Origin of the sequence: Paraburkholderia terrae, assembly GCF_002902925.1 — a bacterium.
GTDB lineage: Bacteria > Pseudomonadota > Gammaproteobacteria > Burkholderiales > Burkholderiaceae > Paraburkholderia > Paraburkholderia terrae.
Map to the genome: position 1 here is coordinate 1,805,203 of NZ_CP026112.1, position 21,197 is coordinate 1,826,399.

At 58.4% G+C, this 21,197-nt stretch carries 18 protein-coding genes; 9 read left to right on the forward strand and 9 right to left on the reverse strand.

The features are described from left to right. The first annotated feature begins 304 nt into the window (after positions 1-304). The 4 genes from C2L65_RS24220 (at position 305) to C2L65_RS46675 (ending at position 4,158) form a co-directional block, all read left to right on the forward strand. Positions 305-1,903, forward strand: coding sequence for a sugar ABC transporter ATP-binding protein (locus C2L65_RS24220; protein WP_042315862.1), 1,599 nt, complete (start codon positions 305-307; stop codon positions 1,901-1,903). Continuing rightward, positions 1,900-2,898 (forward strand): ABC transporter permease, encoded by a 999-nt coding sequence (locus C2L65_RS24225; RefSeq protein ID WP_009769547.1) that lies wholly within the window; start codon positions 1,900-1,902, stop codon positions 2,896-2,898. The genes C2L65_RS24220 and C2L65_RS24225 overlap by 4 nt, the downstream gene beginning before the upstream one ends. Positions 2,899-3,015: 117 nt before the next feature. Beyond that, positions 3,016-3,822 carry a substrate-binding domain-containing protein gene (locus C2L65_RS24230; RefSeq protein ID WP_233446530.1) on the forward strand — a complete coding sequence of 269 codons (807 nt, stop codon included), beginning with the start codon at positions 3,016-3,018 and terminating at the stop codon, positions 3,820-3,822. 57 nt (positions 3,823-3,879) lie between these two features. After that, entirely contained in the window at positions 3,880-4,158 is a 279-nt protein-coding gene (locus tag C2L65_RS46675) for a type 1 periplasmic-binding domain-containing protein (protein WP_233446531.1), read from the forward strand. A 66-nt stretch (positions 4,159-4,224) separates the two neighbouring features. Here C2L65_RS46675 and C2L65_RS24235 read toward each other — a convergent pair whose 3' ends face one another. The 3 genes from C2L65_RS24235 to C2L65_RS24245 all read right to left on the reverse strand — a co-directional run bounded on the left by C2L65_RS24235 (position 4,225) and on the right by C2L65_RS24245 (position 7,313). After that, positions 4,225-5,145, reverse strand: coding sequence for an EAL domain-containing protein (locus C2L65_RS24235; RefSeq protein ID WP_081921519.1), 921 nt, complete (start codon positions 5,143-5,145; stop codon positions 4,225-4,227). Between the two features lie 73 nt (positions 5,146-5,218). After that, positions 5,219-6,640, reverse strand: coding sequence for a heavy metal sensor histidine kinase (locus C2L65_RS24240; protein ID WP_042315869.1), 1,422 nt, complete (start codon positions 6,638-6,640; stop codon positions 5,219-5,221). 82 nt (positions 6,641-6,722) lie between these two features. After that, complete coding sequence (locus C2L65_RS24245) at positions 6,723-7,313, reverse strand: hypothetical protein (RefSeq protein WP_233446532.1); 591 nt, start codon at positions 7,311-7,313, stop codon at positions 6,723-6,725. A gap of 1,150 nt (positions 7,314-8,463) precedes the next feature. Here C2L65_RS24245 and C2L65_RS24255 point away from each other — a divergent pair. Further along, positions 8,464-9,216: a MipA/OmpV family protein gene (locus C2L65_RS24255; RefSeq protein WP_081921517.1), complete on the forward strand. Its 753-nt coding sequence runs from the start codon at positions 8,464-8,466 to the stop codon at positions 9,214-9,216. A 335-nt stretch (positions 9,217-9,551) separates the two neighbouring features. Here C2L65_RS24255 and C2L65_RS24260 read toward each other — a convergent pair whose 3' ends face one another. From C2L65_RS24260 to irlR, 3 genes are all read right to left on the reverse strand, one after another. Continuing rightward, positions 9,552-10,712 (reverse strand): porin, encoded by a 1,161-nt coding sequence (locus C2L65_RS24260; RefSeq protein ID WP_042315858.1) that lies wholly within the window; start codon positions 10,710-10,712, stop codon positions 9,552-9,554. A gap of 376 nt (positions 10,713-11,088) precedes the next feature. Further along, positions 11,089-12,501, reverse strand: coding sequence for a heavy metal sensor histidine kinase (locus C2L65_RS24265; RefSeq protein ID WP_081921515.1), 1,413 nt, complete (start codon positions 12,499-12,501; stop codon positions 11,089-11,091). 372 nt (positions 12,502-12,873) lie between these two features. Next, positions 12,874-13,557, reverse strand: coding sequence for a heavy metal response regulator transcription factor IrlR (gene irlR / locus C2L65_RS24270; protein ID WP_042315854.1), 684 nt, complete (start codon positions 13,555-13,557; stop codon positions 12,874-12,876). Positions 13,558-13,785: 228 nt separating this feature from the next. Between irlR and C2L65_RS24275 the strand changes: the two genes are divergently transcribed. The 3 genes from C2L65_RS24275 (at position 13,786) to C2L65_RS24285 (ending at position 17,849) form a co-directional block, all read left to right on the forward strand. Next, positions 13,786-15,024 (forward strand): IS701 family transposase, encoded by a 1,239-nt coding sequence (locus C2L65_RS24275; protein ID WP_042315853.1) that lies wholly within the window; start codon positions 13,786-13,788, stop codon positions 15,022-15,024. Positions 15,025-15,148: 124 nt separating this feature from the next. Continuing rightward, on the forward strand, positions 15,149-16,738 hold the full coding sequence (locus C2L65_RS24280) for a hypothetical protein (RefSeq protein WP_042315852.1): 1,590 nt from the start codon (positions 15,149-15,151) through the stop codon (positions 16,736-16,738). Positions 16,739-16,895: 157 nt separating this feature from the next. Beyond that, positions 16,896-17,849 carry a SphA family protein gene (locus tag C2L65_RS24285; protein WP_052427040.1) on the forward strand — a complete coding sequence of 318 codons (954 nt, stop codon included), beginning with the start codon at positions 16,896-16,898 and terminating at the stop codon, positions 17,847-17,849. Positions 17,850-17,867: 18 nt separating this feature from the next. On the opposite strand, the gene C2L65_RS24290 is transcribed toward C2L65_RS24285, so the two are convergent. Next, positions 17,868-18,194, reverse strand: coding sequence for a hypothetical protein (locus C2L65_RS24290; RefSeq protein WP_042315850.1), 327 nt, complete (start codon positions 18,192-18,194; stop codon positions 17,868-17,870). A gap of 97 nt (positions 18,195-18,291) precedes the next feature. Here C2L65_RS24290 and C2L65_RS24295 point away from each other — a divergent pair, with 97 nt between their 5' ends. Next, the gene (locus C2L65_RS24295) at positions 18,292-18,549 is read left to right on the forward strand and encodes a hypothetical protein (RefSeq protein ID WP_042315849.1); all 258 of its coding nucleotides are present in this window, start codon (positions 18,292-18,294) and stop codon (positions 18,547-18,549) included. A 104-nt stretch (positions 18,550-18,653) separates the two neighbouring features. Here the strand turns inward: C2L65_RS24295 and C2L65_RS24300 are convergent, their stop codons facing one another. Both C2L65_RS24300 and C2L65_RS24305 read right to left on the reverse strand, forming a co-directional pair. After that, on the reverse strand, positions 18,654-19,775 hold the full coding sequence (locus C2L65_RS24300) for a GlxA family transcriptional regulator (protein WP_042315847.1): 1,122 nt from the start codon (positions 19,773-19,775) through the stop codon (positions 18,654-18,656). A 7-nt stretch (positions 19,776-19,782) separates the two neighbouring features. Continuing rightward, a complete protein-coding gene (locus tag C2L65_RS24305) occupies positions 19,783-21,069 on the reverse strand; it encodes an MFS transporter (protein ID WP_042315845.1) in 1,287 nt (428 codons plus the stop codon). Positions 21,070-21,197 lie beyond the last annotated feature (128 nt).

Sequence of the window (21,197 nt, forward strand, 5' to 3'; positions counted from 1 at the left end):
GGGGCGACGCGTGAAGCGCGAAGGCATAACGCGGATGCCAGCGAAAGACCAGACCAAACCACCCCGTCCGCCACAAACTCAAAACCACCAAAACCCTAACGGCAAAAGCCCGCCCCGAAGGCCCAAAACGATACAATCATAACAACATCCGATACGATTATCTCAACCCTCCAAGAAATCCCTAATAATACAGAGACCAAATGTTATTGACGCACCATACCCATGATGCGAAGATCACAACACACACACCGCGATTCAATCGCGAAACATAAGAATTCGTCATACCGACGAAGGAGACTCCAGGATGAGTGAGCCGGTTGCGGTCGCGGCCGCTTCATCGCCCCGTGTGCCATTGATCCGCGTTGCAGGCGTCACCAAGAAATTCGGTGGCGTGCAGGCGCTGCGCGGCGTCAACCTGGAAGTCCTGCCGGGCGAAGTCCACGCGCTGCTCGGCGAAAACGGCGCAGGCAAATCCACTCTCATCAAGATACTGAGCGGCGTCCACACATACGACGAAGGCTCGATCGAAATCGCCGGCCAGAAAGTCGCGTTCGAATCGCCAGCGAAATCCCGCGAGGCAGGCGTTGCCGTCGTCTATCAGGACCTCAGTCTCGTCGAATCGCTGTCCGTCGGCGCCAATCTGATGCTCGGGCGCGAGCCGCGCACAAGACTCGGCTTCGTCAAGCAGCGCGAACTGATGGCGCAAGTCGGCGCCTTTCTGCGCGAACACAATATCCCGCTCGATCCGCGTGTACACGTCGATTCGCTGCCGTTCGCGTACCGGCAAATGACGGAAATCTGCAAAGCGCTGATGGGCGACGTGCGCGTGCTCATCCTCGACGAACCGACATCCGCGCTCACGGGCGGCGAAGAACAGATTCTCTTTGACGCGATCCGCACCGTGACGGCGCGCGGCGTCGGTGTGATCTACGTGACACACCGGCTGAACGAGGTGTTTCGCATTTCGCAACGCGTGACCGTGTTCCGCGATGGTGCGAACGCCGGCCATTTCGCCACAGCCGACACCGACATGAAACAACTCGTCGCGGCGATCGTCGGCCCGCGTCATGCTGCGATGCAGGCCAGACAGGAAACGACGACGGGCGCGTCGGCGCAAAGCGCAGCAGAACAAACCGCACCGCAGAGCACACTTGATACTCCCGTGCTGAGCCTGTCGAACGTGAGCAACGCGCGTTTGCGTAACGTGAATTTCGCCTTGCGCAAGGGCGAAGTGCATGGCCTTGCCGGACTGATCGGCAGCGGCCGCACCGAGATATTGCAGACCATCTTCGGCCTGCTGCCGATCGACGCCGGCGCGATCGAGCTCGACGGCCAGCCGCTCGCCGCGCGCCGCCCTGGCGACGCAATCCAGCGCGGCATCGCGCTCGTGCCGGAAGACCGGCATCTGCAAGGACTCGTGCTCGATCATTCGATCGAACGCAATCTGACCTTGCCGCGCCTGCCGCAGTTTTCGCGCGGCGGCTGGTTGCGCGCACAAGCAGCCGCGCAACAGGCACGCACGGCGATGAAGCAACTTTCAGTGAAGGCGCCCGATGCGTCGACGCAGGTGAAATTTCTCTCCGGCGGCAACCAGCAGAAAGTCGTATTCGCCAAATGGAATCATCCGCGGCCGAAGGTGTTGCTGCTCGACGAGCCGACCGTCGGCGTCGATGTCGGCGCGCGCGAGGAAATCTACGGCGTGGTGCGCGACGCGGCGCGCGCGGGCACGGGCGTCGTCGTGGTGTCGTCGGATCTGGATGAGCTGTTGCGGCTGTGCGACCGCATCTCCATCGTGGTGGACGGCTCGATCGTGCGAACCGTCGAGCGCGCGCAGCTACGCACCGCCGAAGAACTGCACCATCTCATTCAACTTCCCCGGCCTACCGAAGAGCTTGCAACATGAACGAGTCAGTTTCGCCGATGCCCGCAGAACAACAGGCCATTCAGCGTCACGGCCGCGCGCGGCGCATTGCGCGGCGTCTGCTACAGGGCGATCGCCCGTACATGCTGTACATCGCGTTTGCGATTCTGCTGGTGGTGTTCAGCTTCGCGTCGCCGTGGTTCCTGTCGATCGACAACTTCCTCAATATCGGGCGGCAAACGGCCCTCGTGTCGATCATCGCGATCGGCATGACGTTCGTCATCATTGCGCGGCAGATCGATCTGTCCGTGGGCTCGGCGCTCGCGCTGTCGGGCATGTCGGCCGCGCTCGCGATGTCGCACATCAGCGATAGCTGGATCGTCGGCGCGATTGCGGGCATCGGCACAGGTGCGATCGTCGGCGCGATCAACGGCTTCGTCACGACGCGTCTGAACATTCCTTCGTTTCTCGTCACGCTCGGCACGTTGAGCGCGGCGCGCGGGCTCGCGTTGATGGTCACGACCACACGCCCCGAGATCATCACCAACGACCACTTCATCGCGATCTTCGGCGAAGGCGATATTGCAGGCATTCCCGTGCCGATCCTGTGGACGCTGCTCGCCGTGATCGGCGGCATCCTGCTGCTGCACTACAGCGTGTTCGGCCGGCAGATCTACGCGGCGGGCGGCAACCCGACAGCGGCGCTCTATTCGGGCATCAACATCCGGCGCGTCACCACCCTCGCTTTCGTGCTGACGGGCGTGCTCGCCGGTCTCGCCGCGCTCGTACTGTCCGCGCGTTCACATGCGGCGCGGCCGGATGTCGTGCAGGGCATGGAACTCGATGTGATCGCATCCGTCACGCTGGGCGGCTGCAGTCTGTTCGGCGGACGCGGCTTCATTCTCGGCACGCTGCTCGGCAGTCTCATCATCGGCACGCTGAACAACGGCCTCGTGCTGCTCGGCGTCAGTTCGTCGCTGCAACTCGTCATCAAGGGCGTCATCATCGTCGCGGCTGTCGCGTTCACCCGCAAATGAGCATCGAGCGGTGAGAGTCAATCGGCCTTTTGCGCATGCGGCGTTGCGCGCGAGGCCACAAAGTGCAATTCCAAAAACGGCAGGAGACGCAGTACATCACGACCAACGGAGGAAAACATGAACGATCGTCGTGTATCAGGAGCGAGGCTGGCGAGTGTGGTGGCGGCGACTGCGCTTGCCATCTGCTGTTCGCAGGCGTTTGCGCAGGCTTGCACGAGCCTGCCTGCGAAATCGATTGGCCCGGCGGGCATCGTCGGGCAGGGACCGAATGGCGAGAAAGCGGCATCCGCCGATGCCGTCAAGCTGACAGATGCCGAGGCCGCAAAGGTCAAGGCCGGCAAGTTCAAGGTCGGCATTTCGATGCAGACGATGAACCTCGACTGGTCGCAACTGCAGGTCGCGGGCATCACCGATACGCTGAAGAAATACGGCGTCGAAGTGATCGGCACGGCATCGGCTGAGTATCAGGTCGACAAGCAGATCGCCGACATCGAAAACACGATTCAGCGCCACCCCGACGGCATCATTTCGATTCCCGTCGACGGCACGGCAACGGCTGCGACCTATAAGAAAGTCTCGCAGGCGGGCATCAAGCTCGTGTTCATGGACAACGTGCCGACTGGCCTCAAGCATCCCGAGCAATACTCGGCAATGATTTCGGCGGATAGCGAGGGCAACGGGCAGATCGCGGCGAAGGTGCTTGCATCGTGTGTGCCGAAAGGCGGCACGGTCGGTCTCGTGAACTTCGGCGTCGATTACTTCAGCACGACGGAGCGCACGAAGGCCGTCAACGAATGGCTGAAGAAGAATCGCCCCGACATCAAGATCAAGCAGGTCGCGTTCACGGACCCGTCGAAGGTCGGCCAGATTGCGGGCGACTTCCTCACCGCGAATCCCGACGTGAAGGGCGTGTTTGCGGTATAGGACCAGCCCGCGCTCGATACGCTCACGTCGATGCGCGCGCAAGGCATCAATACGCCCATGACGACAGTCGACCTCGGACTCGAATCGGCAATTGAAATTGCAAAGGGCGGGCCGCTCAAGGCGACGGGTTCGCAACGTCCGTATGATCAGGGCGTGGCCGAAGCGATGGCGATGATGAAGGCGTTGATCGGTCAGACGCCGCCGGCGTGGATCGGCGTGCAATCGCTGCCCGTCGTGCAGTCGAACGTGCTCGAATCGTACAAGACGGTGTTCAAGAAAGATCCGCCGCCGCAACTGGCTGATGCGTGCAAGAAGGCAGCGCCTGCTTGTGGGTGATGAATTGAGTACGCTTTAGTACATTAGTTGTAAAAGAGCGAAGCCTTTGCGGGCTTCGCTCTTTGTTTATTGCGCGCGCAGCAGTTGCAACCGTGGCGAACTGGCGTAACGCTTGCGTTCAGCCCGCTTCTCCGACTGTACATGTTGCTCCAGCCACGATATCAGTTCGGCAACAGGCATCGCTTTCGCGAAGTGCCAGCCCTGTCCGTACTGCACGCCTTTGCGCAGCAGATATTCTGCCTGCGCCGCCGATTCGATGCCCTCGGCGACGATTTCCATTCCCAGATCATGTGCCATCGCGATGATGTGCGGCGCCACCACGCAGTTGGCGTGAGCATTCTCGACGGGATTGACGAATGCCTTGTCGAGCTTCAGCGCGTTGACGTGGAATGCTCCCAGATAAGAAAGACAGGAATAGCCAGTCCCGAAGTTGTCGATATAAACAGGATGCCCCGCCCACCTGAGTGCAGCAATGACGCTGCGCGTCGCGTCCGGATGCATGAAGCCTCTTTCAGTGGCTTCGATGCCCACTTGCGCAGCGCGGACGCCCGTCCATTTCAGCGCTTGCGCGAGAACATCCAGAAAGCGGACGCTGCGAAGATCGTCGCTGCCCACATTGATCGAAACGCGAAACGACCGGTCCGCGCTCAGTACGCAGGCCAGGTCATCAAGGCTCTTGTGGAGCACGAGATCGGTCAATGGTCCCATCAGCCGATGCTGTTCGGCCACGCCGATAAAGATCTCCGGCGAGATGTCCTGTCCATGCAGCCGCCATCTGAGTAGTGATTCGACACCGACGCATTTGTTGTCGGCGAGCCTGATTACAGGCTGATAAGACACCTCCAGTGTTTGACGGGTGATGGCCAGCCTTAGCTGCTCGGGTAACGCGAGTTCGGAAATCATAAAATCGTGCGATTGACAGGCAGAGTACACAGCATGCCGTCCAGTCGCTGCTCTTCCATGACGCGGAGATGATAAACGCGTCATGTCCGGCAATCCGGCGCTGCAGAATCAATTGGCAAACCGTGTGAACAAGCGCTACGAAAACACCGGTCACGGTTCAAGCGTTCGCGGCACCGTCGCCCAGGTGTACGTCAGCGCAAGGAAAGCGGAGCCAGAACGTAGTGCGCACACCCGGACAGCTCTCCACACCACATTGGCCACCGTGGCTTTCCATGATCGATTTCACGATCGCCAGGCCAAGGCCGGTTCCCGAGCCGAGATTGTGCCGCGACGGATCGACGCGGTAGAACCGTTCGAAGATGCGATCAACGTGCTCTCTCCCAATGCCCTGCCCCGTATCCGTGACAGCGATTTCCGCTGTACCGCCCACCTCGCGGCACTTGACGAAAATAGTCGATCCGCGAGGCGCATGAGCGAGCGCGTTGGAAAGCAGATTGCTCAACGCACGCTGGAAAAGCAGCAGGTCCGCGCGAACTTCGGCACGCCCGCTCAACTCGATGGTGACTCCCGCATCGGATGCGATGGGCTCGTAGTAGCCCGCGACGCGTTCGGCCTCCACTACGGCGTCAAGCCGGCAGACCTTGACTAGCGTGTGCGCCTTTTCCGAGCGTGCAAGGAAGAGCATGTCTTCGATCATTCCCGACAGACGCTGGTACTCCTCTACACTCGACTCAATGACGTCACGATATTCCTCAGTGCTGCGCGGCAGCGACAGTGCCACCTGCGCGGCTGCCTGCAGATTCGTCAACGGCGTACGCATGTCGTGTGCGAGATTCGAGGAGAACTGGCCGAGGCGCGTAAACGAATCGTTCAGCCTTTCCAGCATGCCATTAAAAGCGTGCTCCAGTTCCTTCAGTTCCTGCGATGTATCGAATCCCGACAAGGGTTGTGCGAGCCGACATGACGACATCTCCTCTGCGTAAGAGACAAAGCGTCGAAGCGGGCTGAGTCCGAACACGGCGATGGCATAGGCGAATGCCGCTGCGATCCCGACGCCCACTACTTCGATCAGCGCGATCGTCCATGCGTGCGCGCGCAACGAGGCAAGGTTGTCCGATTTGTCGTACTGCACCACGACGCGCACAGAAACACAGTCTGATCCCGCGAGCCGCGTCAGCGCCGTGATATAGCGAAACCTCGAGCCTCTGGTATCGAACGCAGCGTTCCGGCGACCTGGCGGCAGGTCGCGGAGCGGTGCAAATGGCTGAAAACCGTTCGTGCTGACAAGACGGTTTCCGGTCATATCGTAGATGGCCATATCCATGTTCTGATGGCCATCCATCTGATCGGTCCAGACATGGGGATGGTTCGAAATGTGGCTTGTCGCACGCACGCTCGCAAGATCGGCCTGTAGCGCCTCTAGCGTGGCCTGCATATGACCGCCTGCCGCCATCGACATACGGCTGCGCAGAGCCTCGTAAAGCGCGGCGCCACTGAGTGCCAGAATGACCGATGTAGAAAGAAAGATCAGAGCGGTTAATCTCGCCCCCAACGTTCGCGGCAAAAAGCGATTGTTCATCGGTTTCGCAATTGCTTCGTTCTTCTCGAGTGTCATCCGTGCCGCGAACGCCATTGTGCTTACAGGCTCGCGCTAGTGTGTGCTAACGCGCGTCAATGGGTGTCACCCGCGTCGCATAAGCCGATACAAACACGGCATGGACGGTATCGCCCACCTTCAAGGTATTGAAATCGATATCCGGACCGACTGTGAGCGTGACTGTCTGATAGGCGTCTCGCAGCCGCATCGCGCGCTTGCCGGCATCCATATCAAGCACTGTGGCCTGAACCTCGACCTGGCGCGCGGCGCTGTATCCCGACGGTGTCGGCTGATACACGCTGGAATCGACACGTTTGCGAATCCCCTCGTCCGCGCCTGCGATCTTGTCAGCGGACACGAGCAAGGCGTTTTTGTAGAGCACTTCGACGTTATCGCCCACGCGGAGCCGATCGAAATTTTCGACTTGCGGACCGATTGCGACATCGATGTCGCGTCCCTTCGGACCATGCAGCGTAATGATGTGCGAAGCACGGTCGATATCGGAGATCCGGGCCTTGATCTCAACGGGGGGCGCCGTGGCGAGAAGCGCCTGCACCCGCCCGGCGAGTGCAGATTGCTCTTGCGCACCCGAAGCAGGTTGAGCGGTCTGCGCGCTCGCCAACGGTACAACCCCAATGCTAACGATAACTGCCACTGCCAACCTGGTTGCTTTACTCATCCGCATTTTCCTGTGTTAAAGGGATTCTTTTGTCGAGGGAAATCACCCCGGTTTACTCAGACATCGGTTCACGCGGCACGCGCCAGACAACCTTCCCTTCTCGCCTGACAGCATGAGCGCTATCGCATCGGCTTGACCTGGCCCAGAGGCTGCGTTGCACATCTTGCGTCCACGCTGTGTCGACAGAACTCGCAGGGCACTCCTGTTTCCATCCTTCCCGGCGCATGGACGCCACAATCAGAATCGCGACAATTGGCACGGCAACGGGAAAAAGAAGAACTGCACCGACGCGACCGGCGAGCTCGCAGGTATCGATAGTCAACCCCACGATGTGTGTGCGAATCGAGCGCCAAAGACTGCGGTCGACCAGAAGGATCGGGATCGCCCTGGCCGTATGGATCAACACATGGCAATAACTCATTGGCAGTTCCTTGGGTTCTCTTCACGTGTTCACGGTCGGCTCGCCTATAGGAAACGTAACGACACGGTGTCTGAGTTTCCGCATCGTTTCATGGGGTCTGCAACGAAGCCTGGAGGGTTGTTTTATCACGATCCACAGCTTCAACTTCAAGTAACAGTGAAATCTTTGATTAAACGTAAATCTCACTATTCGAATAAAACTCCATATCGAAAGATGACCAATACGGACGGCTCATTCTTTAAAACAAAGGTAGATTAAAAACCCCTGAACACCAAAACCGTGAGCGAATTGCATCTTCTCGCCTTTCCGCTTCAGCAACGCTGATCGCATCACAACTCAATGCGTGATGAAAAGCGCCCCTGGCAAATAGATTCATGTCTTTTCAATCTTTCCAACCCGTTTTATTTAATAAGCATGCCTATTCACTCTGGTCACATTTCATCATCTCACCCGGAGACTACTTCATGAACAACAACTAAACGAATACCGCCGTTTGATCTAATCCCTGGCCATCAAGACTGCTCGCCGTCACCGTAGCTACCCGCAACGGCGCACCGACTCTCCTTTCAAGCGGTTGCCATAACCGCAGTTGTCACCCACCTGGCGAGTCGCGACGCACAGATGCCGTACCCCCAGATGGATGTCCAGATGTTCGACCGCCATCGTCAGTTCTGACCTTCCTCCCGATTATTCAAGGAATTATTCATGCGATATCTCTACTTCGCAGCCGCGCTAACCATTGGCGTGGTCATGGCAACCCCATCCAGCCCTGCTTACCCGGCCGAAGCATCGCTCGGCGCGCAAGTCAATGTCATGCCCCAATACGACGGCGCGGCATCGTACCGTACACTGCCATTGCCTTTGTTCGCCTATGACAATGGACTCTTTTTCGTTTCCGGGCTCTCAGCCGGAATACGCTATCCGATCGGAGCCGGCATTACGACGGGTTTGATTGCGCAGTTCGACTTTGGTCGGGACGCCGACGATTCAGATCGCCTTACGGGCACCAACGACATTTCCAACACGGCCCGCGTTGGCGCGTTCGTGGATTGGCGTCACGGCAAGTGGCACGCGTCGCTCAACGCGCTGCAGGCGACGCACAGTGGATATGGTCTGAAAGTCCGTCTCGCGGGTGGCTTCACCGCTTTGGCGACGCCGAAAAACACTGTGAATCTGACAGTGGGTGCGACTTTCGGCAATGGGGACTATATGAATACCTATTTCGGCGTTACCGAACAGGAGTCGCTTGCGAGCCAGTCGAGGCTCGCCCGATATTCGCCCTCAGCGGGCATCAAGGGTGTCGACGCCAGCGTCACGTGGAAGCACCAGCTCAACCCGCATTGGAGCACGGCTGCCGTACTGGGTGTGTCCAGTCTGGTGGGTGACGCAGCCGACAGCCCTGTCGTCGAACACAAGGCTGCTATCTTCGGATCGGTAGGTTTGGCGTACCGGTTCTGATTCCGTCGCTGCGGTATGCATGTGCCCGCACATGCATCCGGACAGTCATGGCGCGCAGCCCCGTACTCGGGCGGCCAGTTTCGATTCACCTTCCTGAAAGACGCTTACCCGCGCATCGTCCCGCTGCGCAGGTTCGGCCCGTAACGCATCGACCAGAACCTTAGAGGTTCGTGAACGGCTTCGAACAGTACTTTGCCTGCATTACGAGGCGGGCCCTCGCCGTCGTTCTACCTGACGAAAGCCCATGAGCCATGCGAGTGGATTTCGACTTCGTGCTCCCCTCGCTTACCAGCGGGCAGACAACCGATTGCGCTATCTGCCCGATTTCCCTTCGATCAGAAGCGGTGGCGCAGTCCGATCGTTGCTGCAACCTGATTGTTGGTTGACGACGGCGACAGCATGTTGATGGATGCCACGTTCGCGATGCCGTTACCGTTCGCGTCATAACCGAGCGAGCCGGAAGCATGCTGGTACACGCCGGCCAAATACACGTCCGTACGCTTGCTGAGCGAATAGTCCGTACCCAAAACGAATGTGTGCCACGTTGGCGAATTGCTGCTGTTGCTGCCTGTCACCGTGCCGTCAGTGAACGTGTAAGAGCTGACGACGGCCAGCGCTGGCGTAAGCCTGTACTGGCCGTTGATTTCGTAATTGTCGAGATGCAGGTTCATCCCCGTAAGACCGGGCAGTGCAGCGCCGCCACTCGACAGGCTCGCGAGACCGTCGATCTGCGAGTGCGTCCACACGAGACCGACCTGTGCCGGGCCGAATGCGTAGGTGGCGCCCAAGCCGTAAGTACGCTGAAGCGTCGCCGAAATGTTCTGGCTTGCCGACGCTGCGCTGTTTGCGCCGCCCAGCCCGCCCGAGTTATCCGACTGTGTGTAACCCGCCGCGACTTTCAGCGGACCTGTGCCGTACCTGGCGCCCAGGCTCCACGTGCGGCCGTTCGCGAAGCCGTTCGCGTCGTTGCTGAAGCCATACATGCCGCCGAACTGGATGCCCGCATAGTTCGGGCTGGTGTACTTGACCGCATTTTTGGTCGAATACGTCCGCGCCAGGTTGTCGTTGTCGAACGGATGGCCAGCGAGATTGTTGCCCAAGCCAGCACCTGCGGCCGACAGCGGCCCGAGATACTCCGAGGTCGACTCGTATTGACGTCCCAACGTCACAGCGCCATACGCGTCACTCTTCAGGCCGACGAAGGCTTGACGGTTGAACAAATCGTCGCTGTTATGAAAGCCTCCGTTGTTCAGATCGAAGCCGCTTTCCATCGTAAAGATCGCCTTCAGCCCGCCGCCGAGATCCTCGGCACCGCGCAAGCCAAAGTAGTTGTTCGACAGGTTGCCGCTACCCTGCTGCCAGACACTCTTCCCGCCGACGTTGTTCGCATAGGTGATGCCCGCGTCGATCGAGCCATACAGGGTAACGCTGCTTTGTGCATGCGCACTCACCGCAAAGGTACCCACCGCGCAGGCGAGAATGATATGTTGTTTCATGCTTCAAACTCCTAAGTACATGGAAATCTCCCGATTGCTGATACAACATAGGCAATCGGTAATCTGACGAGTCAGATTGAAGAGTATTCCATCGATTTGAAGCACTTTCGTTTTAGTGTGGCACCTCAGTACATTCCAGAAATAGAACTGCTACGTGACCAAAACGCATAGAAGATTGTTTTCAATAAAATAAAAGATCAGAGTGTTCTTCTATTTCGGGTGTTCTCCATTATTTTTGTCTTGCAGAAACCACGTCTGGATGATTCATGCACGGCTCAATAATGTCAAAACTCACCTGTCCGACGCGCTGTGTCTGAGGTTTTCCCTCTAGCATCAAAGCAACCGCACGTGCCATGCCGCGCATCAATCAGGTTTGTCATGTGGGTGAACCCACTGTCTTTCCCCCTGGTACAAACCGTAACCAGAATGTCGTGCCGACAGCAGGATCACTTCTCACACCGCACGATCCGTGGTGCAAATCCATGATCGATTTGACGATGGCAAGCCCGAGTCCTACATTGCTGGAAATAGCGTTGTCCCGGGTCGGGTCGACGCGGTAGAAGCGTTCGAAGATCCGGTCCACATGCGGCGGAGCAATCCCGGGACCACGATCGGAGAACAGAACCACTACCGCGCCCCGCTGCTCCCAACATTCAATGTCGATAGTCGAATTGCGTGGCGCGTACGCGATCGCATTAGCGAGCAGGTTGCTGACCGCTCGCTGATACAACAGCAAATCGGCATGGATGATCCCCTGCCCACGGACGTCGATGGTGAGATCCGCCGCTTGCGCCAACGATTCGTAAAAGCCGGTGACGCGTCGCGCTTCCGCCGCCGCGTCGAACTCGCAGATCGATAGCGACAGGTCAGCTCGCTCTGCGCGCGCGAGAAACAGCATATCGTCGATCATTCGGGACAAGCGCTCGTATTCGTCTAAGCTCGATTCAATCACTTCGCGGTATTCAGGCGCAGCACGCGACTGCGCGAGTGCGACCTGAGCCGCTGCTCGCAGATTCGTGAGCGGGGTGCGCAAATCGTGTGCGAGATTGGAAGAGAACTCGCTCAAGCGTGTGAACGAGTCGTCCAGACGCGCCAGCATGCCGTTGAATGCCTGCCCCAGTTCCGACAACTCATCCGAGCTGGCGAGCTTCGGCAACGGTTGCCCGAGCCGGCTAATCGACATCTCGTCGGCTCGCGTGACAATGCGGCGCAGAGGGCTCAGCCCGAGCGTTGTCACGCCGTAAGCCGAGATTGCCGCAAGCAGAATGCCGACCGTCTCCGTGATAAAGATGATCTCTGTGTTCGACCTTACCAATTCGCGCTCTTCGCTGTCGTCGTACTGTACGACGACACGGACAGCTGAACTGTCACGCCCGTCGAGCGGCACGATGGTCACGAGATATCGTAACGCGGTAGTGGGTGTGGAAAGCGTGACAGGATTGTGAGGCGTCTGTACATCCAGAACTGGCGAGTAGTTGCGAAAGCCTCGCGTCGTCAGGAGATCCCTACCTGCCATGTCAAAGATAGCGAACGCCAGGTACTCGCGCCCATGCACGTGCTCCTTCCAGGTATCGGGATCGCCGGTAATCCCGGCCGTCGACTTCAACTCGGAGAGGTGAACCTCGAGAGCCGACATCAAGTCTTTCATCTGGTCCGCGGCATTCGCTTCGACACGGCTCATCATCGCTTCATAGACCGCGAATCCGCTGATCGCGAACGCAACCGATGCATAGAAAACGATCAGCACGGTGAGCCGTACACGCAGGCTAGCCGGCAAATAACGAAGCATGATTAGCTGCCACCGGCTATTGCCACGAATTGCAAGCCGTGACGCGACAGGCCACCGATATTACGCCCGCGTCTTTCCCGCAGGACGCACATGCTGTCCACCTCAGAATTCCGCATCCGCGACACATTTGAAATTCCCTTTCCAGCGGCAGACAGGTACCCGGTTCAGTCTCTCACCTTGCCATCCGGCATCGCCGCGCCATTCGCGCTCTCGACGAGAGAATAGTACTGCGCCTGCTGCGGCGATGTGATTAAGCACGCCGACAACAGGGGCAACTTTGAGAAAGCACAAAAAATTCGCGATACATATCAGGCACGCGCTTGTCCGCACAACGCCTCTATTGAGATCTCCAATGCGTGGTTCATGAGCAAATCACGGTGTCACCTGGTTTCGGACTTCCAGAACGTAGCCCATGCCCCTGACGGTATGAATCAGCCTGGATTCGAAAGGGTCGTCCAGTTTGGAACGCAAGCGGCGGATGGCCGAATCCACCACGTTCGTGTCGCTGCTGAAATTCATGTCCCACACTTGTGACGCGATGATCGCGCGCGGGAGAATCTCCCCTTCGCGTCTCATCAAAAGCCACAGCAGCGCAAACTCTTTTGCCGTCAACAGAATGACCTTTCCCTGCCTCGTGGCCTTACGACGTGTGAGGTCGAGTTCGAGGTCGGACACACGGAGCGTGTTCGAATCCTGCGGCCGCGCGCGACGAAGGATCGACTTTACGCGTGCAGTCAGTTCGACAAAATCAAAGGGCTTGGCGAGATAGTCGTCAGCACCGAGTTCCAGCCCCCGGATGCGGTCTCCCACGTCGTCTCTCGCGGTGAGAAAGAGAACCGGCGTCGACTTGCTGCGTCTGAGATTCTGCAATAGTGTCCAGCCGTCTTGCCCTGGCAGCATCACATCCACGATGAGCAGGTCGTAGTCCTCCGTTTCAGCCTGATGCTGCCCGGAAATGCCGTCCTCCACCCAGTCGGCAACATATCCCGCTTCCGTCAAACCCTTCCGTAGATATAAACCCGTTTTGCCCTCATCTTCGACAATCAGAATTCGCATTACCTGTTACCTCGTTTGAATCACTTGCGGTCCGAAGATCCTCCGGCAGGCGCACAACGATATCAAAGCGACGGTTTCCCTGGAAGTCTGTCCGCGCTTTGCCGTTTTGCAGATGACTTACGCCACGTCAAACATGACAGGAATGTCATGTTCGCCTCATGCAGACGCAGCACTCAAACGTCAAGCTTCCCGAGTCTAGCTGGCGTCCAATGAAGTTATTTCAATGCAATGAGTACATCTCAACGGTTTGACGAATACCTGGAACATCTTTCTCAAGGATTCCGACACAAGCATCATATTGTCGGCCTGCGCGACTATTGCACGGGACTGATGCGACCGTTGGAGCGAAAGAGCACAAACGCCATTGCGGAAGATCTTCAGCCCGCACGCGCGGAAGCAATGCGTCAGGCGCTACATCATTTCGTGGCCAGAGCGCCGTGGTGCGATGAGGAACTGCTGAGACAGGTTGCCCGCTGGGTGACCCCGCAAATGGCGGGTCTGTCCCGGAGCGGCTGGTGGATCGTCGGCTGTAACACATTTCCGAAGCGTGGCAGCCAACCAGTGGGGGTCGCGAGACAAAATCACGGAGCATCGGCCAGATATGACAAATGTCAAATTGCCGTGAGTGTTTCGCTAGCCTGCGAAAGTGCCAGTCTGCCTGTCGGCTGGCGGCTGTATCTGCCGCGAGCATGGGCCGACGATCCGATCCGGCGCAGGAAGGCAGGCGTCCCCGCCGATGTGCAGTTTGCGACCAGGCCGAAACTTGCGCTTGAACAGATCGAAAGGCTGCTTGCCACGGGAGCGCCATCACGCCCCGTGCTCGCCGATGTCAGCTACGGAATGGATCCCGACTTCAGGCAAGGGTTGATCGACCTCGGACTGCCGTACGTATTGGGTGTCACGTCGCAAGCACGCGTCTGGCGCCCGCAAGCCGAATCGCTAACGTCGACGGCGGGACGCCTCCAGTCGCAGACGTGGCGTACGGCCGGGCATTACCCCATCAGCGTCAGAGCGTTGGCCATGGAATTACCGGCGCACGCGTTGCATACGATCAGCTGGCGCGAAGGGAACGGCAATCTGAGAAGCAGCCGCTTTGGCGTGGCGCGAGTGCAGTATGCCGACAGCTACGCATGCTGGACGCGACTGCAGCCATTGCAATGGCTGCTATTGAAGTGGCCGCTGGGCGAACCGGAGCCCATCAGATACTGGCTTTCGACGCTGCCGGAAGACACGTCCATCAATGAACTCGTCGCGGCCGCACATTACCACTGGCGCACCGATCGGGACCACGAGGAACTTCGGCAGGATTTCGGACTTGACCACTATTCAGGCCGTGGCTGGAGAGGGTTTCATCATCACGCCACGCTATGCACGGCTTCGTACGGCTTCCATCTCGGAGAACGGCTGGCGACTGAGCGAGATCTGGCTTCTCGACGACTGTCGATCTACCCGGAACCTGGCGTGTGATCCGCGTCACTTCGCGCATCGAGAATCCCTGTCACTATCTGGAGCATTTTCTTTTTGAGAATTTAGACAACCACCGCTCCCACATTTAAATGGATGATCGCAATTCCGCGATAAAGGATAATTAATGTCGAAACGTTTTCGTTTGTTGGCAGGTATCGCTACCCTCATTCCTGCATTCGCGCTCCTTGCGCAAGACCTCGCCGCCAACCCGAAACCCAATCCTTATCTGGCGGCAGAAAAATACGCCATTACCCATTTCGATTCGTCCCAGAGCGATTCCTTTCCGTATGCCGTTCCGCGCGGCACGTTCGAAGTCGATCTTCGAAAGGAAAAACGGATTGTTGCGGGCCCCGTCAACATCATGACGCTCGCATCGACGTCTCCGTCCTATATGTGGGGTGTCTCCAGTGAAGGTGTCACCTACATCGACGTGTCGAATGGCGGATTCAAGGAGGTCGCCCGCATGGCGGCTCCAGGCCAGAAGATCATCTCTGCGCAGTTACACGACAAGGTTCTGGGTCAGCATTTCGCCAATGTTGCACAAGTGCAAAAAGCGGTCACTGACATCTATGGCCTCGACTGGACGCGCGCGGTCAATGGTGTCTATTCGGTAGTCGATAAGAATAACGACGTGTACTACAACACTGCCGACGGCTTCTTAACGAAATTCGGCCTGATCGACGAAAAGAACCCATCCGCAGGGATAAAGGTCATCAAGACCATCAACATGCGTTCGATTATCGGTCCGGACGCGTACCTCGTGGGCACGGGCATCACCTATGACGGAAAGCTCGTCGTCGCGTCCAATTTCACTGTGAGTGTTCTTGACCGCTCACTTGAAGGCAAAGCCCAAACGATGCGTCTCGCACCGGGTGAGGTCGTGACTAACTCATTTGCGATCGACGATCAGAATGGCATCTATATCGCCTCGAACAAGATCATGCATAAGCTGGTCTGGACGGGCACGAAACTCTCCGATGATCCTGCGGATGGCGCCTGGACGTCGCCGTACGACACCGGCGATCAGCCCCCAACCATCAAGCTTGGCAATGGCACAGGGTCCACGCCAACGCTGATGGGATTCGGACGGGATCAGGACCAGCTCGTCGTGATCACCGACGGCGCGAATCGCATGCATCTGGTCGCGTTCTGGCGCAATGAAATCCCGACCGGCTGGAAAGCACCAACTGGAGCGAAATCGAACCGCATAGCAGGCCAAATCGCCGTGACGGCCGGATTGACGCCGCTGCCGAATTTCATTCAGACCGAACAGTCCGTCGTCGTGAATGGCTATGGCGCCTTTGTGGTCAACAACATTTCGGAATCCGGCGCGAAGGACAAGCTAGTCGACGTACTGGCGCTGGGCCCCGTCAACCAGCCGGGCCACGGTACAGAGCGTTTCGAGTGGGACCCGAAGACACATCGTTGGCATTCGGTCTGGTCGAGAAGCGACGTAATTTCGATCAGCATGGTACCGAGCGTCAGTTCGGCGTCGGGTATCGTCTTTGTGAATGGCTATTACAAAAAGACTGGCTGGGAGTTGACTGGTCTTGACTGGAATACAGGCAAAACCGTACAGCGCGTCGAGTTCGGCAAAGACAATCTCGGCAACGGCGCTTACGCCATCATCCAGTACGCGCCGAACGGTGACCTCATCTTCAATAGCGTAGGCGGCCCGGTTCGCGTGCATCTGAAAGATCCAGCAAGAAGCTGATTGCCTCACCGAACCTGAGTGATGTGCCGATCTCCGGAACCGTCCGGGGTCGGCCCATGCTCGCGGCCTTTACGCGCAAGCCCACGCTGGTCCACTCGCCACCTGCCTGCGCCTTTTTGCCATTCGCAGAACCTAAGCTGAATCGTGAAACAACACCATGCATAAGCGTCGCTTGATTCGACATGTGACCAATAGTCTGCTGGCGATCTTTTGTGTAGCCGGCATACCCCAAAATTCGTCGGCGACTGAAACGGGGGTCGGTCGGCCCATAACCGGTCAACAGGTCACGCCATACGGCGGAATCGTTCCACCCACCAGCGAGTGGATCGTTTCGTGGGCGACCATCTATTACGACGGATCGCTCAGCGCCAGCAAGAATGTGTCTACAGGGAATCAGATAACGGGTGGCCTGGATTATCAGGTTGTCTACACGATCGCCAACCTGGTGAAGACATGGGGTGTCAACCTGGCTGGATGGAATTTTGCTTCATCCATGGGTGTACCTGTTCAATATTCCAATGCGTCGTCGTTCAACGGTCTTCTGCGTCCCGATCACGGTACCCAGTTCGCCGATGTCTTCTTCGCACCCGTCATTGCCGGATATCGTCTCTCGCCAACCGACTACACCGCGCTGAGCCTGCAAATCTACGCACCGACGGGCGCTTACAATCCCAATCGTCTCGCCAATGCCGGTCAGAACACCTGGACATTTACGCCCACTATTGCCTATACGAAGCTATTTCCGAAGAACAACGTCGAGCTGACCGTCAACTTCGGTGTCGAGTTCTATACAACGAATCGCGATACGAACTATCACAATGCCGCCGTCAGCGTACTCGACGTGCTGGCGCTCAAGCGCTTCAGTAGCGGGTGGAGCGTAGGCGTCGTCGGCGGGTGGATTCAGCAGCTCGGCAACGATGCCGGTCCCACTGCTGATTTGCTCGATGGCGCGAAGGGCTATTCCGTCGGCATGGGCCCGATGGTTGGCTGGGCTGGCAAGATCGGCAACACGCCCGTTTCCGCGAATCTCCGATGGGTCAACGAATTTGCCGCCCATGCAAGACCCAGCGGAAACGCAGTGCAGCTGTCGTTGAGTGTAACGTTCGAATAGGCCAAATTCAGATTAGAACTAGCGAAAGAATGCGACGACCTGGAGAATCGTTCCAGCCCCCGCAATAACCATGAACACTGCCGCCAGCCAAACGCCGGCAGTTTCTTCAATCCATTCCGCGACTGACGATGAATACCCGTCCCGGTCGCCGATATTCCTCTGGCGTTGGCTCGATATATTTTTCACCATCCTTGTAACAGCCGTCTCGCGACAATTATTCGTGTTCATCTTTTGACCCGTGGCGCTGAGAAAGGAGACAGGTGAGATGCGTTGTGCTTCCTGTCGACATTCTGCTATCTCGGCACCGGTCTGAAAAACTTTAAGGTCACGTTTGACAAAAGCCATCTGCGATATTGCTATCAACCCCACGCGTTCGAGCCGATGTCGCCAGGCACGAGGTGTGCGCTGTATTTGTCACACCTGGAAATTAGCGGAGGCAGAAATGAGCAGAGTTTTGACAATTGCAGCGGTCGTATTGTTGGCCGCCTCGGCGGGTGCCGGTGCTCAGACGAAACCGGAAAATGCGTCGTCCAGCAACGCGGTGAAGGTTCAGTCGGGCGACGCTGGGAAGAGCCTCACCGAGAAGGCGCAACAAGGCGAGCCGGGAAACGCGGAAGGAACGCTGATGAACAAACGATCGAAAGCGCTATCTCCGCAAGGCGCCTCCGCCGCCGGAAAGACAGGCGAAGTCAAGCAATAACCGTAGCTGAAGTCCAGTTCCAAGGACGCGTAGCTGGATAGAGAAGCCGTGGCCGTCGGCGGGCAATGACTGCACCCGCTGCGCCGGCCACTCATCCCGAACGTCTACAGCGCAGAACAATTGACCGGGTTACGGCGAGCCGTTTGAGTTTGCCATTCTCCGCATACGCCTGTCGGCAAGCTCCCCCTAGCGGCCCGATACACATTGGGCGCAACCCCATACTCCCGCCGAAACTCCCTCCCCATGTGAGACGCATCCGAAAACCCACAAGTTGCCGCTATATCGGCCACCGTCCGCTCCGAGTCCGTCAGCAGCCATGCAGCCGTCTTCAGCCGCATTCGACGCGCGTACGCCAAGGGCGATTCACCCGTCTGTGTCTTGAACAGCCGTTGGAGTTGGCGCACGGACACCTCGACCCGATCAGCGAGTTCCTCCATGCTCAACGGTCGCCCAATGTGCTGCTCCATCAGATGAACGACCCGCTTCACGCGGGGATGCGTCACGGGCTCGGTGCCAGGCGGGTGCGGTTGCGGCGCGCTCGGGCGCTGCGCATCTTCTACGAGAAGGATACGCAGCGCTTTCTGGACGGTCGCAACATCGATATGCCGCTGCAGGATGGCTGCGGCCACATCGATCGAAGCGCGACCACCCGAGCACGTGATGCGGCGCCCATCGATCGCAAAGAGCCGGTCGGCGACAAGCAGGCTTTCGTCGACGTGCGGAAAGCGTTCAATGTAGTCCCAGTAGTGAAACCAGCTGACACACACGCGATGTCCATCCATCACACCAGCGCTCGACAGCGCGAACACGCCGGTGCAAATGCCCACGAGCGTGGACAACGCATCGGCGGCACGGCGAATGAAGCGAAGCGCGGCATCGCCGACGCCCGGTCCCGAATGCAGCAACCCGCCGATCACGACCACATAATCGAAGCGCCCTGCTTCGTCGAAGGTTTGCCACGGCTGGATCTGAATACCGCAACTCGCCCTCACTGGCGTCAGCGTTTCGCCGACTATCGTCCATGCACACCGCACCGGCTTGCTGAAATCGGCGTCGTCGCTGGCAAGACGCAAGAGATCCACAAAGCCGGAGAATGCTGTCAGCGTGAAATTCGGCAGAAGGACGATTCCGAACTGCACGGGCGGCCTTCTGTCCCGGAACGCAAGATCCGTTCGGGACACCTTTGTTCGCGCCTCGACCTCGAATGAATCGGCTGTCGCGCCCATGGTCGGTTCACTCATCCGCCAACGGTGCCTGCGAAGTCTCGCGGCTGAAAATCATCGCGATCAGCGCGACACCCGCCGCGCCGACCAGATACCACGCTGGCGCAAGCTTGTTGCCCGTCGCGCCGATCAGCCATGTCGCGACAAGCGGGGCCGTGCCGCCGAAGAGCGCATTCGCCGCGTTGAAGCAGAAAGCGAAGCCGCTATAGCGCACCCGCGTCGGAAAGATCTCCGACAGGAAGCACGGCAGCGTGCCATCGTTCATCGTCAGCAATGCGCCGAAGGCGATCTGGATCGCGACGATCATCATGAAGCTCGCGCCTGCCAGCCCCTTGAAGAGCGGCACGGTCAACACCGCGAACAGGATCGACGCGCCGATCAGCATCGACTTGCGGCCGACGCGGTCCGACAGCGCCCCCATCACAAACACCAGGCCGATGTATGCCGTCAGCGAGATCGTCGCGGCGATGAACGATGCCGTCTCGTCCATGCCCAATTCCGTCGACAGATAGGTCGGCATATAGCTCAGCACCAGATAGAACGCGACGGCATTCAGGCACGTCACGCCGAACGCGATCAACATCTTCATCCGGTGCTTGCCCAGCAGTTCGGCAATCGGTGCGCGCGCAACGTGATGGTCTTGCTCCAGCGCCTTGAAACGCGGCGTGTCCTCCAGTTTCACGCGGATGTACCGGCCGATCAGGCCAAACGGTGCCGCCAGCAGAAACGGTAGACGCCATCCGAACGAATGCAGCTGCTCGCTGCTCAACACGGCATGCAACACAGCGATGAGAATCGAGCCGAACAACAGACCTGCCGCCGTGCTCGCCGGTACGATGCTCGTATAGACGCCACGCCGGTTAGCCGGCGCGTATTCGGCGAGGAACGCCGAAGCGCCCGCGTATTCGCCCGAGGCCGAAAAGCCCTGAATCACGCGTACCAGCAGAAGCAGGATGGGCGCGAGCATTCCGACCTGCGCGTAGGTCGGCAATAGCGCAATGAGGAAAGTCGAGCACGACATGATCAGAATGGACAGCGACAACGATGTCCGCCGGCCGATCTTGTCGCCGAAGTGGCCCCAGACAATGCCGCCGATCGGCCGCACGATGAACGAAATGGCGAACACGCCATATGCCGCCAGCAGTCCCGTGCTGCCGTCCGTCTTCGGAAAGAACACGACGGCAATGATCGTCGCCAGATAGCCGTACGACGCGTAGTCGAACCATTCGACGAAGTTGCCGATAAAGCTCGCGCATGCCGCGCGTCTGAGCAGTTTGGGATCGACCGATTCGTTCATGGAACTGTCACCTGCTCCTGAAGGCGCGATGACGCTGTTCGCGGGATCGCCCGACAAGGATCTTCTCGTGTTCATTGACTCTCTCCAGACCTGATGATGCGATGACGGTACGCGGGCGGCAACGTGCG